Raw genomic sequence first — 14,939 nt, 5'->3', positions numbered from 1 at the left:
AGGCTGACGCCTCAGCCCCCACCATCGCAGGGTTTCTAGAACGGCACCCACTCGCCGTTTTCGGTCAGCGACTCGACGGCCCGCTCCAGGGTGGTTCCGGCATCCAGAAGATGCTGGGCCGTCTGCTGGATCTGGAGGGAGGGGCCGGACAGGGCGGCCACATGCTCGGTCATTTCCCTCACCCGCTCGATCAGATCGATCAGATCTGCCGCCAGCGCAGCGCGCTCCTCCGCCTCGGAGGCGGCGGATTTGGCCAGCTTCAGGCGCGGGACGAGAGGGATGACGTTCGACATGTGTTCTAAATTCCGCCTTTGCGGGCTCGAGAGCAATGGACGCTCAAGCTGTGATCCACAGGAAAGCTTAGGATTTTAAGGATCAGGACGCGCTTTTTCGCGCTTTCCGCCGCTCTAGCGCATCGTGCGGAAAAGTGGATCCACTTTTCCGCACGATGCGCTAGACGTTCGCCCAATGGGCTCTAAAAGCCTCAGCGTGCTATTTCCGGCCCTCCCTCCTGGCCTTTTCCCCTCACCAGATTGATCGGATCATGGAACTTACCACTGCAGCTCTTCTTGCGGCTTCGGGTCTTGCGGCAGGTCTCGTCAACGCCATTGCAGGCGGCGGCACCTTCTTCACCTTCTCGGCCCTTGTCGCGGCAGGCCTGCCTCCGGTGGTGGCCAATGCGACCAGCGCGGTCGCGGTGACGCCTGCGAACCTTTCGAGCGCCTGGGCCTACAGACGAGAGCTTGCCGCCAATGTCCGCCGGTTCGCCGCCCTCAGTGTGGTGAGCCTGATCGGCGGCCTGGGCGGAGCTTATATTCTCACGGTCACGAACAATGAGTCCTTCCGCCAGCTCGTGCCGTGGCTTCTGCTGTTCGCGACCCTGCTCTTTGCCGCAAGCCCACGCATCGTGGCGCTCGCCCGCCGCATCGGAAAGAGCGAGGGCAAACACCCCTCGACCCGCGCGTGGGCGGCAGGCCTCGCGTTCCAAACGCTCGTTGCGGTCTATGGCGGTTTCTTCGGCGCAGGCATGGGCATCGTGATGCTCGCTGCCCTCGCCATCACCGAGGGCGATGATTTCCACCTCATCAATTCGGCAAAGCACCTCTGCTCCACGCTCATTCAGCTCGTCGCCGTCGTGTTGTTCATCGCAGCGGGCCTCGTAAGCTGGCCCGAGACGCTCATCGTCGGCGCGGCATCCGTGATCGGCGGCTATCTCGGCGTCGTCTTCGGACGTCGTCTGCCGGCGAGCGTGATCCGCTGGCTGGTGATCGCGGTAGGTGCGGCGCTGACACTGTATTTCTTTATTCGTTGAATCCGTTAACCGCGCGCGATCTTTTCGCGCGCGGCTTTCGCTTTTCTTGAGCCGCCGCCCGATTCACGCCACAACCATCCCCCTTTCTGTCACGGTTCGACTCAGTTTTTCTCGGAAGGATGATCCCGTGGCCGAAAATCAGAAACTCTCAGAACTCAGCGGCATGCAATCCGTGAGCGCTCTCGGCCTGCGCTGGGCAGCCCTGCGCGGCATGCTGAATTCGCCGTTGATCACCGCCGAGGAGCAGCGTGCTCTGCGCGATGAGCTTCTGGTCGAGCTCGCAAGCGTCGAGCAGGATTTCAGCACGCTGCCATCCCGCAACCCGATGGAAATTTCGGCGAAGGTCGACATCGCGAAATCAGCCTTGCGGGACAAGGTCGATACGAGCGAGATGTGGATGATCGATCTTCTCGACAGCATTCAGGCGGATCTTCAGAACGTCATCGCTCCTGGAAGAGCAGCCCAGCCGGGACAGACCGCACGTCCGCCGGTCAATCTCTCGCGCTCGCATCAGTCGCGCCCGGAGGAGAGCGAGACGACGGACACGAGCACGCCGTCCGCTGCTTAACAGACCCATTTTCCAAAATCTGACGCTGCGTCCGACTGCTCAGACGCAGCGTTTGTTTTTCGTGCTCCTACACGAGACCCGGATCGATATTGCTCTCGCGCTCCAGCCACTCAGGCACAGGAAGATTTTTCTCGCGCAGGAAGGCCGGGTTGAAGAGCTTGGATTGATAGCGCGTGCCATAGTCGCACAGCACCGTCACAATCGTATGTCCCGGGCCGAGATGACGGGCGAGGCGGATCGCGCCTGCCACATTGATGCCCGACGATCCGCCCAGGCACAGGCCTTCATGCTCCAACAGATCGAAGATGATCGGAAGCGCCTCTTCGTCGGGAACCTGGAACGCCACATCGATGGGCGCATCTTCCAGATTCTTCGTGATGCGGCCCTGGCCGATGCCTTCCGTAATGGATGAGCCCGTCGCCTTCAGCTCGCCGGTCGTGTAGTAGCTGTAGAGCGCAGCACCCATTGGGTCAGCGAGGCCGATCGTGATCTTGGGATTGCGCGCCTTCAACGCCATGCCGACGCCCGCCAGCGTGCCACCGGTGCCGACGGCGCAGATGAAACCGTCGACCTTGCCTTCCGTCTGGTCCCAAATTTCGGGGCCGGTCGTCTCCACATGCCCCTGCCGGTTAGCGACATTGTCGAACTGGTTGGCCCAGATCGCCCCGTTCGGCTCGGAGGCAGCGAGGCGCTCGGCGAGACGGCCCGAGACCTTCACATAGTTGTTCGGATTGGCATAGGGCACGGCGGGCACTTCGATGAGTTCGGCGCCCGCAAGCCGCAGCATGTCTTTCTTCTCCTGGGTCTGCGTCTCGGGGATCACGATCACCGTGCGATAGCCCAACGCGTTTCCCACGAGCGCAAGACCGATGCCGGTATTGCCGGCGGTCCCCTCGACGATGACGCCACCCGGCCGGAGCGCACCGCGCCTGACCGCATCCTGGACGATGAAGAGCGCGGCCCGGTCCTTGACGGACTGGCCGGGATTCATGAACTCGGCCTTGCCCAGGATCGTGCATCCCGTCAGTTCGGACGCGCGACGGAGCTTGATCAAAGGCGTGTTGCCGATCGCATCCACGATCCCATGATGGATCATCGTATATCTCTCCTACTGCATGGTTGCATGCTCAGCATGGGCCGATGCCGTGCAAAGCGGGGTCTGATCATCGTTGATTACGGAAAACCGGGTCTACTTTTCCGCACGATGCGCTAGTCCCACCGCACTCCTGGGAGAGCGTCAAGTGGGATCTTCAGATAACGCTGGCCATTCCCTTCAGGCTCGGGCAGCCGGCCGGCAGCGATGTTCACCTGAAGCGCGTGAAGGATCAGCTTCGGCATGGGCAGCGTCGCGTCACGCGCCTGGCGGAACTCCACGAAACGCTCCTCGCTTGGTGCCTGCAGGAGGTGAACGTTGCGGGATCGCTGATCGCCGACGGTGCTCTCCCAGGCCGGCGCGCGGCCGCCCGGCATATAATCATGCCCCACGAAGAGGCGGGTATCGTCCGGCAGGGACAGGATGCGTTGGATCGTTCGCCACAATTGTCCCGCGCTGCCGCCGGGAAAGTCGCATCGGGCGGTGCCATAGTCCGGCATCAGCAGGGTGTCATGAACGAAGGCTGCACCGCCGACGACATACGTGATCGACGCAAGCGTGTGCCCCGGAGAGAACAGGACCTCCGCCTCCAATGCGCCGATCCGAAACCGATCTCCATCCGCGAACAGGCGGTCCCATTGCGAGCCATCGGTCGGGAAATGATCCGGCAGATTGTACAGGTCTTTCCAGAGCTTCTGGACATCGACGACCTTCGCTCCGATCCCGGTCCGAGCCCCTGTTTTCCGCTTCAGGTAATCTGCTGCGGACAGATGATCGGCGTGAGGATGCGTGTCCAGAATCCATGTGGGAGTCAGCTTCTGCTCGGAAATGTGCTGGAGAAGCTGGTCCGCCGAATGGGTGGCGATCGATCCGGATTTTTCGTCGTAGTCGAGAACGGGGTCGATGACGGCGCATTCTCCCGTGGCCGTATCGGCGACGATATATTGGATGCTGCAGGTGCGGCGCTCGAAGAACGCCGCAACATGCGGCTCCAATGCCTGCCTCTCGGCAGCAGAATGCGGGGGAGCCTCTATGCTCGTCATTGGCGCTCCTCTGAAAAGGTGTCCAGACGATGACCCGTCCCGGGCTCTCCATCGAGCGCCAGGATTGTCACCCCCGACAATTCACGTCCGGCGGTGAACCGGGCGCTCACCGGGTACCGGGCTGAGGCACGATGCGCATATAGGGCTTCGGAGCCTTCCAACCTTCGGGATAGAGCTTCTTGGCTTCATCATCCGATACAGAACCCGCGATGATGACATCCTCACCCTGCTTCCAGTTCACAGGGGTTGCCACCCTGTGCTTTGCCGTCAGCTGGAGCGAGTCGATGACCCGGAGGACCTCGTCGAAGTTGCGGCCCGTCGTCATGGGGTAAACAAGGATCAGCTTGATCTTTTTGTCGGGACCGATGACGAAGACGTTGCGCACCGTCTGATTGTCGACGGGCGTACGCCCTTCGGATGTACCGCTCGTGCTCGCCGGGAGCATTCCATAGAGCTTGGAGATCCGCAGGTCGGAATCGCCAATCATCGGATAATTGGGGGCATGCCCCTGAGTCTCCTTGATGTCGGACGCCCATCTGGCGTGGTTATCGACGGGATCGACACTCAACCCGATGATCTTGACGTTGCGCTGATCAAACTCTGGCTTGATCCTGGCCATGTAGCCGAGTTCGGTCGTGCAGACAGGTGTAAAATCCTTCGGGTGCGAGAAGAGCACGCACCACGAATCGCCAATCCAGTCATGGAAGCGAATACGCCCTTCCGTAGTGTCGGCTTCGAAGTCCGGTGCTACATCGCCAAGCTGGAGCGCCATGAGAACCTCCCTGGCTGAGCCTGCGCTCGTGAAGAGAATTCGAAATATAGCATAAGCACGGCAGGCTGACAGCCTCGTTCCCGCCCATGCAGAAGGCCTGCATGGTTCGGCAGCTTCTGGCTTCCTGAAGGGATCGAACTAGGTTGCGGGCTTCTTCTCGCCTGTGGCGGAGGCTATGACATCCTTCACCGTCTCATAGGGCTGAGCGCCGGAAACGAGATAGGCCTGATGGCCCGCGCTGATGACAAGGGCAGGAACGCCGGAAATGCCGATCTGGCGTGCCAAGTGCTCATCATCGAGAACTCTCTGAGTATAGCGCCCGCTGACGAGAGCCTCGCGGAGATCCTCTGGATCCAGGCCGACGGACCGGCCGATATCGAGCAGGATTTCGATATCGGCGAGATCGCGCCCCTGCTCGAAGAAAGCCTTGAAAAGAGCTTTGTTCATGGCATCGATCCGGCCTCCATCGCGCGCGAACTCGGCTGCTTCATGAGCCTTGCGGCTGCGCGGCTGAACCGGCGGCAGCTTCAATGTCAGGCCGCGATCCTGAGCCATCGGGTAAACGGACTGGTTCCAGACGCGGTGGAGATATTCCGCATTCGGATCGAGCGTCGGCTCCGGCTCCGGACGAAGCTCGAAGGAGCGCCAATCGATCTGCACATTATCGCCAAGCTCCTTCTGGATGCGCTCGAGAACAGGCCGCTCCAGGTAGCAGAAGGGGCAGACATAGTCGCTCCAGACCACGATCTGAATTGGATTCTCTCTGATCATCTCGGCTCTCCTGATCCAGAGCGGTGAAAAACCATCTCACTGCTCCAACGCGCCAGAGGCTTTCTCCGTGCCTTGGTCGTTCTGTCTGACTGTCTTGATGAGATCGCCGAGTGCGGAAAAATCCTTCTTCCGTCCCGACGTCCGTCGCCAGACGAGGCCCAGCGTGCGGATGGGAGGATTCTCTGGGAACGGGATGAGCGCAACGCGCTTGCGGTCGACCTCCGTCGCAGCACACAGCTCCGGCAGAAGCGTGATGCCATGGCCTGCCGCCACCATCTGCATGATGGTGGTGAGCGAGGCGGCACCGAGGGCTTTGCGCGCCTGCATGTTGGCGATCTGGCAATAGTGAAGCGCCTGATCGCGCAGGCAATGCCCCTCCTCCAGCAGGAGCAGGCGCTCCTGCCCGATCCATTCAAGCACGTCCTTGGACGCCCATTGATCGGCGGCCTGGGCCTGCACGGCGACGAGAAAGCGATCATCGAAGAGCGGCATCGATTCCAGCTGCGCATTCTGCACAGGCAGCGCGATCAGCACGGCATCGAGATCGCCGCGTGAGAGCTCGTCCACCAGCATGTCGGTCTGCGTCTCGCGGATCTGCAAATCGAGTTTCGGATATTGCCTCTCAACCTCTGTGAGGATCGCAGGCAGGAGATAGGGCGCCACGGAGGGAATGATGCCAAGCCGCATGGGGCCGGAGAGCACCCCCTGATGCTGGCACGCAAGCTCCGACAATTCGCGCACCTGACCCAGGATCGCCTCGGCCCGTTCGGCAATCTCCTGTCCTGCCCGCGTCAGAACAACAGAATTGCCGCGCCGCTCGACGAGTTCGAGGCCAAGCTCCCGCTCGAGCTCCTTGATCTGCATGGAGAGCGCAGGCTGCGTCACGGCGCATTGATCGGCGGCCATGCCGAAATGCCGGGTGCGCGCCAACGCGTCGAAATATCGTAACTGCCGCAATGTGACCATAACGCCGATAAGAATATCTGATCACACTTTGTAATCAATATAATTGGACCTTATCAATCGTCATCGGCATCTTACGCCCCACTCAATGGGGACGACCATGACAAAGACAACGACACTGACGACCACGGCCGGTGCGCCGATTGCCGACAACCAGAACAGCCTGTCGGCCGGCGAGCGCGGCCCCTTGCTGCTGCAGGATTACCAGCTGATCGAAAAGCTGGCCCACCAGAACCGCGAGCGCATTCCGGAGCGCGTGGTGCATGCCAAGGGCTCGGCGGCTTACGGCACGCTCACCATCACCAACGACATCACCAAGTATTCCAAGGCGAAGGTGTTCTCCGAAATCGGCAAGGCGACGGAGATCTTCCTGCGCTTCTCCACCGTCGCCGGCGAGCGCGGCGCGGCGGATGCCGAGCGCGACGTGCGTGGCTTTGCCCTGAAGGTCTACACAGAAGAGGGCAACTGGGACATCGTGGGCAACAACACGCCCGTGTTCTTCATCCGCGACCCGCTGAAGTTCCCCGACTTCATCCGCACGCAGAAGCGCCATCCCTCGACCAACCTGCGTTCGCCGAAAGCCATGTGGGATTTCTGGTCGCTCAGCCCCGAGAGCCTGCACCAGGTGACGATCCTGTTCTCGGATCGCGGCCTGCCCCAGGGCTACCGCTTCATGCACGGCTTCGGCTCGCACACCTATTCCTTCATCAACGAGGCGGGTGAGCGCTTCTGGGTGAAGTTCCACTTCAAGTCCATGCAGGGCATCAAGACCTGGACGAACCGCGAGGCCGAGGCCGTGGTCGCCAAGGATCGCGAGAGCGCCCAGCGCGATCTTTATGAGGCCATCGAAGGCGGCGATTTCCCGCGCTGGAAGTTCTGCGTGCAGATCATGCCGGAGACGGATGCGGAGAAGACCTCCTACAATCCGTTCGACGTCACGAAGGTGTGGCCGCATGCGGATTATCCGCTGATCGAGGTCGGCATTCTCGAACTCAACCGCAATGCCCAGCACTACTTCGCTGAGGTGGAACAGTCCTCGTTCTCGCCGTCGAACATCGTGCCGGGCATCGGCTTCTCGCCCGACAAGATGCTGCAGGGCCGGATCTTCGCTTATGCGGATGCGCACCGCTATCGCGTCGGCACCCATTATGAGGCGCTGCCGGTGAACCGTCCGCGCTGCCCGGTCCATCACTATCATGCGGATGGCTCGATGCTCTTCGACATCCCGAACCGGGGCGATGCCTATTACGAGCCGAACTCCTTCAACGGCCCGGTCCAGACCGCTCGCGCCGCCGAGCCGCCGCTCAAGATCTCGGGCAATGCGGATCGTTACGATCACCGCGCCGGCAATGACGACTACACGCAGCCGGGCAATCTCTTCCGCCTCATGACGCCGGAGGAGCAGAACCGGCTCATGGACAACATCGCGGAAGCGATGCAGGGCGTGCCAGAGGAGATCGTGAAGCGCCAGATCGTGCACTTCTATCTCGCCGACAAGGCCTACGGCCTCGGCGTTGCCGACCGCATGGGCCTGAAGGGCGCCGTGCTGATCCAGGCGGCGGAATAAAACAACAAGCCGTAGGGGCAAAACGGAACGGCCCGGGAGCAATCCCGGGCCGGTTTTTTCGATTCTTACATTGTCATTCCGGGGCGGCTCGTAGAGCCGAGCCCGGAACCCATATCCACGACGACACAGAAGAAAGCGGTACGCTCATCGCTTCCTTCTGCGATGTTGACGGTTATGGGTTCCGGGCTCTCGCTTCGCTCGCCCCGGAATGACAAGGGGAAACCTCAAAGAAGCCCCTCACCCTGAAGGAAGGGATTGGTCTGCCGCTCCTGGCCGAGCGTGCTCATGGGGCCGTGGCCGCAGATGAAGGCGATGTCGTCGCCGAGCGGCAGGAGCTTGTCCTTGATCGAGCGGATCAGCGCCTTGCCGTCGCCGCCGGGAAGATCCACGCGGCCGACCGAGCCTTGGAAGATCACATCGCCCACGATGGCAAAGCGCTCCGCTTTCGAAACCAGCACGACGCTGCCCGGCGAATGACCGGGGCAATGGAGGACATCGAGAGTGAGGTCGCCGACCGTCACCGTGTCGCCATCTTTGAGCCAGCGATCCGGCGTGACCGGGCGCGCAGGGATCCCATAAGCCTGCCCCTGCTCGGCCAGTCGCTGAAGCAGGAAGTCATCCGCCTCGTGTGGGCCCTCGATCATGACCCCAAGCGCCTCGCGCAGCTCTGCCGCACCCGCTGCATGATCGATATGGCCATGGGTGAGAATGATTTTCTCCACGCTCACGCCGCTCTGCGCGATGGCATCGCGAATGCGCTCCAGATCGCCGCCGGGATCGATCACCGCCGCCTTCTTGGTCTTCTCGCACCACAATAACGTGCAATTCTGCTGGAACGGGGTGACGGGAATGATGGCGGCGCGAACATTGGGCACGGGCTGATCCTCTCTTTGTCAGAGGAACACATATGATCGGCCGACTTTTCTGGAAAGCCCGGAATATGGAGCAGACTTCGATTGACCTAGCGCGAAGCCCGTTCACATAGTCCGTCATCGAATCGCATTGGGAGAACGAGCATGGAAACCAGGGCCGCCGTCGCATGGGAGGCTGGCAAGCCGCTCACCATCGAGACCATCCGCATCGAGGGCCCCAAGCCGGGCGAGGTTCTGGTGGAAGTGATGGCGACGGGCGTCTGCCACACCGACGCCTATACCCTCTCGGGGCTCGATTCCGAGGGCAAGTTCCCGGCCATTCTCGGCCATGAGGGCGCGGGCATCGTGCGCGAGGTCGGCCCCGGCGTGACGACGCTGAAGCCCGGCGATCATGTGATCCCGCTCTACACGCCCGAATGCCGCAACTGCAAATCCTGCCTGTCGCGCCGCACCAATCTCTGCACCGCCATCCGCTCCACGCAGGGCCAGGGCCTCATGCCGGATGGCACCTCGCGCTTCCGCTGCGATGGCGAAACCGTGTTCCACTACATGGGCTGCTCGACCTTCGCGAATTTCACGGTGCTGCCGGAAATCGCGCTCGCGAAAGTGCGTGAGGACGCGCCCTTCGACAAGATCTGCTACATCGGCTGCGGCGTCACCACCGGCATCGGCGCGGTGATCTACACGGCGAAGGTGTGGCCCGGCGCGAATGTGGTGGTGTTCGGCCTCGGCGGCATCGGCCTCAACGTGATCCAGGGCGCCCGCATGGTGGGCGCGGACAAGATCATCGGCGTCGACATCAATCCGGCCAAGCGCGCCATGGCCGAGAAGTTCGGCATGACCGATTTCATCAATCCGAAGGACATCGGCAACGACAAGGTGGTGCAGGCGATCGTCGATCTCACCGGTGGCGGCGCGGATTTCTCGTTCGATGCCACCGGCAACACGGATGTGATGCGCCAGGCGCTCGAATGCTGTCATCGCGGCTGGGGCGAGAGCATCATCATCGGCGTGGCGGAAGCCGGCAAGGAAATCTCGACGCGTCCATTCCAGCTCGTCACCGGCCGTGTGTGGAAGGGCACGGCCTTCGGTGGCGCGCGCGGACGCACGGATGTGCCGAAGATCGTGGACTGGTACATGGAGGGCAAGATCAATATCGACGATCTGATCACCCACACAATGCCGCTGGATGAGATCAACACCGCTTTCGATCTCATGCATGAAGGCAAGTCGATCCGCTCCGTCATCGTCTACTGATCGGTGACACGCATGAGCTTCGAGATCGTCTCGCAATCGCGCTGCTTTGGCGGCACGCAGTTCGTCTATCGCCACATCTCGGACGAGACGGGCACGCCCATGCGGCTTGCGGCCTACATTCCGCCGCAGGCCGCAAAGGGCAGAGTGCCGGTGGTGTGGTTTCTCTCGGGGCTGACCTGCACGGAAGAGAACTTCACCGTCAAAGCCGGCGCGCAGCGCGTGGCCTCGGAGCTTGGCCTCATCCTCATCGCGCCGGACACGAGCCCGCGCGGCGAGGGCGTGCCGGACGACCCAGGAGGTGCCTACGATTTCGGCCTTGGCGCAGGCTTCTATGTTGACGCCACGCAGGAACCCTGGGCGAAGAACTACCGCATGCGCTCCTATATCGAGCGCGAATTGCCGGCGCTGATCGCCGAGAACCTGCCGGCCGACATGGAGCGGCAGGGCATCACCGGCCATTCCATGGGCGGGCATGGTGCGCTCACGATTGCGCTCCGCAATCCCGGTCGCTTCAAAGCCGTATCAGCCTTCGCGCCCATCGCCTCGCCCATGAACTGCCCCTGGGGCGAAAAAGCGCTGTCGAACTATATCGGCGCCGAACGGTCCGCCTGGCGCGAATACGATGCCTGTGCGCTCATCGAGAGCGGCGCGCGCGTGCCCGATATCCTCGTCGATCAGGGCACCGCCGACAGCTTCCTGGAAAGCCAGCTGAAGCCGCAGTTCCTGGAAGAGGCGTGCGCCGGGGCCGGGCAACCGCTCACCCTGCGCCGCCAGGAAGGCTACGATCACTCCTACTTCTTCATCGCCAGCTTCATCGAGGATCACCTGCGCTGGCACGCCGAGCGCCTCGATTAAACCTCGAAGGCTTGCGGGTGCTTCATCTGAAGCGCCTGCACGAGGATCATGGTCTTCATGTCGGCGATGGTGTTGGAGGCAATGAGGCCAGCCAATTCCTCGAAGCTCACTTCCAGCACCTCGATGTCCTCGTGCTCGTGCGCAAGCCCGCCGCCCTCGCCAACCCGATCAGCCTCGGTGTAGGGCGCGAGGAAGAGGTGCAGCCGCTCCGTGGTGATCCCGGGTGCCGACCAGAAATGGCCCAAATGCTCCAGGCGATCGACCCGGATGCCCGCCTCCTCCATGGTCTCGCGCCGGGCGCAAATGTCAGGCTCGTCCCCGTCGAGCAAGCCCGCCACAGCCTCCAGGAAATCCGGGTGTCCCTCGATATGCATCACAGGCGCGCGGAACTGCCGAATGAGGATCACCTTGCGCCGTTCCAGATCGTAGGGCAGCACGGCGGCGGCATCGCCGCTGTTGAGGACCTCGCGGATCATGGTCCGCCCGTCCGGCATCTGGACGGTCATTTTGAGAATCTTGCGCCACCCCTCATAGACGGTATCGATCTGCTTGATCCGGTAGGCTGTCACGTCCGGTCCTCTCGTGTTTCACGGGCCTCATCCTGCAGACAACACACGAAACGCTTAAACTTATCCATCGCGCCTGATGAGCCCGAGAGGCGATCTGAGGCGTTATCGACAGGAGTTCGTCACGAGGAGCGTTTCACGTGCAGGAAGATCTGGTCAGGGCCATCAGGAAGCGTCAGGCCATTCTCTTTGCCGGGGCAGGCGTATCGATGACCGTGGGGCTGCCCTCCTGGAGCACCCTGATCGAGCATATCGCGGAGGAACTCGACATCGACCTGTCGAGGTTCAATGGAACCGACCTCAACTATCTGACGCTCGCCGAATTCTACCGGATCAGGCAGGGCAGCATCGGGCCCCTTCGCAGCTGGATGGACCGGCACTGGACGCTGCCGGAAGAGAAGCTGAAGAAATCCAAGGTCCACGAGCTCATCTGCAAGCTCGACTTCCCGATCATCTACACGACGAATTTCGACCGGAACCTGGAGACCGCCTTCGACCTCCAGGACAAGGATTACGTGAAGATCGTCAACGCCAAGGACATCGCCCGCATCCGCGAGGGCGTGCCGCAGATCGTGAAGTATCATGGCGATTTCGACGACGATGATTCCATCGTGATCGCCGAAACCGACTATCTCGACCGTCTCTCCTTCGAATCCCCCCTCGACATCAAGTTCCGCTCGGATTCGCTCGGCAAGACCATCCTGTTCATCGGCTACAGCATGACGGATCTCAACATCCGCTTCCTGCTGCACCGGCTCTGGAAGACCTGGGCCGGATCTGGCTACGAGCGCGACCGACCGCAATCCTACGTCTTCATGCTGCGTCCGAATCCGGTGGAGCATGCGGTTCTGGAGCAATGGGGCCTGCGCGTTCTCATGGAAAAGGACTGCCCGCCCGAAGAAGCGCTCGAGACCTTTCTGACCAAGCTTTGCAAGGCGGTCGAGCAGGAAGAGGAAGGCGTCTGATTTTGCATCCCTGGCTCCTTGTGCCAATGTGGCGCCTCTTACGCACACCTGATTTCCAAGCAGCTTCATGGCCACCACGACCAAACGCCGTCTCTCGCTGACCGATCTCCTGACCGACGGGCGCATCGCGCTCATGCTGCCCTTGGGCTTTTCCTCGGGGCTCCCCTTCCTGCTCGTGTTCAGCACGCTCTCCACATGGCTCAGGGAAGCCGGCATCTCGCTCACGATCATCGGCCTCATGAGCTGGGTGGGCCTGGCCTATTCCTTCAAGTTCCTCTGGGCACCTGTCGTCGACCGCTATGACGTCCCGGTTCTGGCGCGCTTGCTGGGCCGCCGCCGCGGCTGGATGGTGCTGGCGCAGCTCGGCGTGATCGCGAGCCTCATCGGCATGGCCGTGACGGGGCCGCAGGTCAGCATGGCGCTGACCGTCCTCTCCGCCGTGATGATCGCCTTCTTCTCGGCCACGCAGGATGTGGTGATCGACGGCTGGCGCATCGATGCCGCTCCCACCGAACGACAGGGCATGATGGCGGCAAGCCTCCAGCTCGGCTATCGTCTGGCCCTTCTCTGCGCCGGCGCGGGCGCGCTCTATATCGCCGAGCTTGTGAACTGGCCTGCTGCCTATCTCTCCATGGCTGCCCTCATGGGCGTCGGCCTTGTCGGCACCTTGCTTGCGCCGCGCATCGATGAAGTGCAGGTCCGCCAGAACATCCCCTTCGCCCAAGCCATCGTCGAACCTCTGGCCGATCTCTTCCAGCGCAAGCGGATGATGCTGATTCCAATCCTGGCGCTGATCGCCTGCTATCGCTTGCCCGATTTCATGGCTGGGATCATGGCAAACCCGCTTTACATCGATCTCGGCTTCTCGAAGGCCGACATCGCCAATATTTCCAAGCTCTATGGCGTGTGGATCGGCATCATCGGCGCCTTCGCCGGCGGTCTCGCGCTCACCCGTCTCGGCCTCTGGTGGAGCCTTTTGATCGGTGCGGCGATTGCGGCCGGATCAAACGTGATGTTCTCCTGGCTCGCGGCCGGCAATGCCACCCTCACGGGACTCACGCTCACCATCAGCATCGACAACTTCGCCCAAGGCTTCGCGGGCGCGGCGCTCGTCGCCTACATGTCGGGCCTCACCTCACCGGGATTTGCAGCCACTCAATATGCGCTTCTGAGCTCACTTTACGCGCTGCCCGGAAAGCTCATCGGCGGCGCCTCCGGCGCCGTGGTGGATTCTTACGGCTATCCGCTTCTGTTCACCGGCACGGCGGCGCTCGGCATCCCGCTCGTGATCCTCTGCCTGATCGTGCGGCGGGATACGATGGAGACGGTGCGGCAGAAGGAAGAAGCGGAAGAAGGGGCTGCCGCTCCCATGGCTGCGGGATCGCGGGCTTGACTCCCTTGTCATCACCGGCCTTGTGCCGGTGATCCCGATGGGTGAAGCGCTGCGCTTTTCTGTGTTGGGATGGCCGGGACAAGCCCGGCCATGACGTGGAGAACGTCCACTACACGATCCCGGGTTCTGCTGCGCAGCCCCGGGACGACTTGAAGGGCTTAGCTCGCGCCCGGCCCCGGCGTTGCGCCAGGCGGGCACTTGCCGAGGATGATCATGCCGAGCACTTCGTCCTGCGTGACGTCCTGCACGTTGGCGGAGCCCACGAGCTTGCCGTTCTTCATCACGCTCACGCGGTCGGCGAGGCCGAACACGTCGTGGATGTCGTGGCTGATGAGGAAGATGCCGATGCCTTCCTTCTTCAGCTGCAGCACGAGATCGGCCACCTGCTGCGTCTCGGCGGGGCCGAGAGCCGCGGTGGGTTCGTCCATGATCAGCACGCGCGCATTGAAGTAGATCGCGCGCGCGATCGCCACCGACTGGCGCTGGCCGCCGGAGAGCGCCTTCACCGGCTCCTTGAAGCGACGAAAATGCGGATTGAGGCGCGCCATCACTTTGCGGGTTTCGGCCTCCATCGTCGCATCGTCGAGAGTGCCGTAAGGCGTGAGCACTTCACGACCGAGGAAGATGTTGCCCGCCGCGTCGATGTTATCGGCGAGCGCCAGCGTCTGGTAGATCGTCTCGATGCCGTAGCGCTTGGCGTCGCGAGGCGTAGAGATGTCTGCTTGCTCGCCGTTCACGTAGATCTCGCCGGCATCCGGCTTGTAGGCGCCGGAGAGAATCTTGATGAGCGTCGACTTGCCTGCGCCATTATGGCCGAGCAGCCCCACGACCTCGCCTGGCCGCAGGTCGATGGACACGTCGTCCACGGCCTTGATGCCGCCGAAGGCGATGGAGATGTTGCGCATTGCGACGAGAGGCGTCGTTCCGTTCTGCTGCATGATA

16 protein-coding genes are annotated in these 14,939 nt (G+C 62.1%); 7 read left to right on the top strand and 9 right to left on the bottom strand.

Annotated features, from left to right (window positions below; translation table 11 throughout):
• Positions 1 to 35: 35 nt before the first annotated feature.
• Positions 36 to 293 (bottom strand): hypothetical protein, encoded by a 258-nt coding sequence (locus DC522_RS07755; protein ID WP_116528123.1) that lies wholly within the window; start codon positions 291 to 293, stop codon positions 36 to 38.
• 251 nt (positions 294 to 544) lie between these two features.
• Between DC522_RS07755 and DC522_RS07750 the strand changes: the two genes are divergently transcribed.
• Together DC522_RS07750 and DC522_RS07745 are read left to right on the top strand one after the other, a co-directional pair.
• Positions 545 to 1,312 carry a sulfite exporter TauE/SafE family protein gene (locus DC522_RS07750; protein WP_116528122.1) on the top strand — a complete coding sequence of 256 codons (768 nt, stop codon included), beginning with the start codon at positions 545 to 547 and terminating at the stop codon, positions 1,310 to 1,312.
• A gap of 127 nt (positions 1,313 to 1,439) precedes the next feature.
• Positions 1,440 to 1,880, top strand: coding sequence for a hypothetical protein (locus DC522_RS07745; RefSeq protein ID WP_116528121.1), 441 nt, complete (start codon positions 1,440 to 1,442; stop codon positions 1,878 to 1,880).
• A 67-nt stretch (positions 1,881 to 1,947) separates the two neighbouring features.
• Here DC522_RS07745 and DC522_RS07740 read toward each other — a convergent pair whose 3' ends face one another.
• The 5 genes from DC522_RS07740 to DC522_RS07720 all read right to left on the bottom strand — a co-directional run bounded on the left by DC522_RS07740 (position 1,948) and on the right by DC522_RS07720 (position 6,525).
• Positions 1,948 to 2,976 carry a cysteine synthase A gene (locus DC522_RS07740; RefSeq protein WP_116528120.1) on the bottom strand — a complete coding sequence of 343 codons (1,029 nt, stop codon included), beginning with the start codon at positions 2,974 to 2,976 and terminating at the stop codon, positions 1,948 to 1,950.
• A gap of 113 nt (positions 2,977 to 3,089) precedes the next feature.
• On the bottom strand, positions 3,090 to 4,016 hold the full coding sequence (locus DC522_RS07735) for an MBL fold metallo-hydrolase (protein WP_116528119.1): 927 nt from the start codon (positions 4,014 to 4,016) through the stop codon (positions 3,090 to 3,092).
• Positions 4,017 to 4,122: 106 nt separating this feature from the next.
• Entirely contained in the window at positions 4,123 to 4,788 is a 666-nt protein-coding gene (locus tag DC522_RS07730; protein ID WP_116528118.1) for a peroxiredoxin, read from the bottom strand.
• Between the two features lie 138 nt (positions 4,789 to 4,926).
• Positions 4,927 to 5,559, bottom strand: a complete 633-nt coding sequence (locus DC522_RS07725; RefSeq protein ID WP_116528117.1) for a DsbA family protein — start codon at positions 5,557 to 5,559, stop codon at positions 4,927 to 4,929.
• A gap of 36 nt (positions 5,560 to 5,595) precedes the next feature.
• On the bottom strand, positions 5,596 to 6,525 hold the full coding sequence (locus DC522_RS07720) for a hydrogen peroxide-inducible genes activator (protein WP_116528116.1): 930 nt from the start codon (positions 6,523 to 6,525) through the stop codon (positions 5,596 to 5,598).
• 97 nt (positions 6,526 to 6,622) lie between these two features.
• On the opposite strand from DC522_RS07720, the gene DC522_RS07715 reads away from it, so the two are divergent.
• Entirely contained in the window at positions 6,623 to 8,089 is a 1,467-nt protein-coding gene (locus DC522_RS07715; protein WP_116528154.1) for a catalase, read from the top strand.
• 224 nt (positions 8,090 to 8,313) lie between these two features.
• Here the strand turns inward: DC522_RS07715 and DC522_RS07710 are convergent, their stop codons facing one another.
• A complete protein-coding gene (locus tag DC522_RS07710; protein WP_116528115.1) occupies positions 8,314 to 8,964 on the bottom strand; it encodes an MBL fold metallo-hydrolase in 651 nt (216 codons plus the stop codon).
• A 141-nt stretch (positions 8,965 to 9,105) separates the two neighbouring features.
• Between DC522_RS07710 and DC522_RS07705 the strand changes: the two genes are divergently transcribed.
• Positions 9,106 to 10,218 (top strand): S-(hydroxymethyl)glutathione dehydrogenase/class III alcohol dehydrogenase, encoded by a 1,113-nt coding sequence (locus DC522_RS07705; protein ID WP_116528114.1) that lies wholly within the window; start codon positions 9,106 to 9,108, stop codon positions 10,216 to 10,218.
• Between the two features lie 12 nt (positions 10,219 to 10,230).
• Positions 10,231 to 11,073, top strand: a complete 843-nt coding sequence (gene fghA, locus DC522_RS07700) for an S-formylglutathione hydrolase (RefSeq protein WP_116528113.1) — start codon at positions 10,231 to 10,233, stop codon at positions 11,071 to 11,073.
• Here the strand turns inward: fghA and DC522_RS07695 are convergent.
• Positions 11,070 to 11,642, bottom strand: coding sequence for an NUDIX hydrolase (locus DC522_RS07695; RefSeq protein ID WP_205769538.1), 573 nt, complete (start codon positions 11,640 to 11,642; stop codon positions 11,070 to 11,072). The genes fghA and DC522_RS07695 overlap by 4 nt on opposite strands.
• Positions 11,643 to 11,779: 137 nt before the next feature.
• Between DC522_RS07695 and DC522_RS07690 the strand changes: the two genes are divergently transcribed.
• Positions 11,780 to 12,604: an SIR2 family protein gene (locus DC522_RS07690; RefSeq protein WP_116528112.1), complete on the top strand. Its 825-nt coding sequence runs from the start codon at positions 11,780 to 11,782 to the stop codon at positions 12,602 to 12,604.
• A gap of 67 nt (positions 12,605 to 12,671) precedes the next feature.
• Entirely contained in the window at positions 12,672 to 13,997 is a 1,326-nt protein-coding gene (locus tag DC522_RS07685) for an MFS transporter (protein ID WP_245444036.1), read from the top strand.
• Between the two features lie 158 nt (positions 13,998 to 14,155).
• Here the strand turns inward: DC522_RS07685 and DC522_RS07680 are convergent, their stop codons facing one another.
• Positions 14,156 to 14,935 (bottom strand): ATP-binding cassette domain-containing protein, encoded by a 780-nt coding sequence (locus DC522_RS07680; protein WP_116528111.1) that lies wholly within the window; start codon positions 14,933 to 14,935, stop codon positions 14,156 to 14,158.
• Positions 14,936 to 14,939 lie beyond the last annotated feature (4 nt).

Source organism: Microvirga sp. KLBC 81 (assembly GCF_003075415.1).
Lineage (GTDB): Bacteria > Pseudomonadota > Alphaproteobacteria > Rhizobiales > Beijerinckiaceae > Microvirga.
Note: the sequence above shows the minus strand (reverse complement) of the source record. Positions and strands in the feature narration are given on the sequence as shown.

Excerpts from the sequence above, each read along its gene's own strand:
- DC522_RS07685 (WP_245444036.1), top strand. The coding sequence starts at position 12,672 with ATGGCCACCACGACCAAACGCCGTCTCTCGCTGACCGATCTCCTGACC.
- DC522_RS07740 (WP_116528120.1), bottom strand. The coding sequence starts at position 2,976 with ATGATCCATCATGGGATCGTGGATGCGATCGGCAACACGCCTTTGATC.
- DC522_RS07750 (WP_116528122.1), top strand. The coding sequence starts at position 545 with ATGGAACTTACCACTGCAGCTCTTCTTGCGGCTTCGGGTCTTGCGGCA.
- DC522_RS07725 (WP_116528117.1), bottom strand. The coding sequence starts at position 5,559 with ATGATCAGAGAGAATCCAATTCAGATCGTGGTCTGGAGCGACTATGTC.
- DC522_RS07705 (WP_116528114.1), top strand. The coding sequence starts at position 9,106 with ATGGAAACCAGGGCCGCCGTCGCATGGGAGGCTGGCAAGCCGCTCACC.
- fghA (WP_116528113.1), top strand. The coding sequence starts at position 10,231 with ATGAGCTTCGAGATCGTCTCGCAATCGCGCTGCTTTGGCGGCACGCAG.
- DC522_RS07730 (WP_116528118.1), bottom strand. The coding sequence starts at position 4,788 with ATGGCGCTCCAGCTTGGCGATGTAGCACCGGACTTCGAAGCCGACACT.
- DC522_RS07680 (WP_116528111.1), bottom strand. The coding sequence starts at position 14,935 with ATGCAGCAGAACGGAACGACGCCTCTCGTCGCAATGCGCAACATCTCC.
- DC522_RS07735 (WP_116528119.1), bottom strand. The coding sequence starts at position 4,016 with ATGACGAGCATAGAGGCTCCCCCGCATTCTGCTGCCGAGAGGCAGGCA.
- DC522_RS07720 (WP_116528116.1), bottom strand. The coding sequence starts at position 6,525 with ATGGTCACATTGCGGCAGTTACGATATTTCGACGCGTTGGCGCGCACC.
- DC522_RS07715 (WP_116528154.1), top strand. The coding sequence starts at position 6,623 with ATGACAAAGACAACGACACTGACGACCACGGCCGGTGCGCCGATTGCC.
- DC522_RS07755 (WP_116528123.1), bottom strand. The coding sequence starts at position 293 with ATGTCGAACGTCATCCCTCTCGTCCCGCGCCTGAAGCTGGCCAAATCC.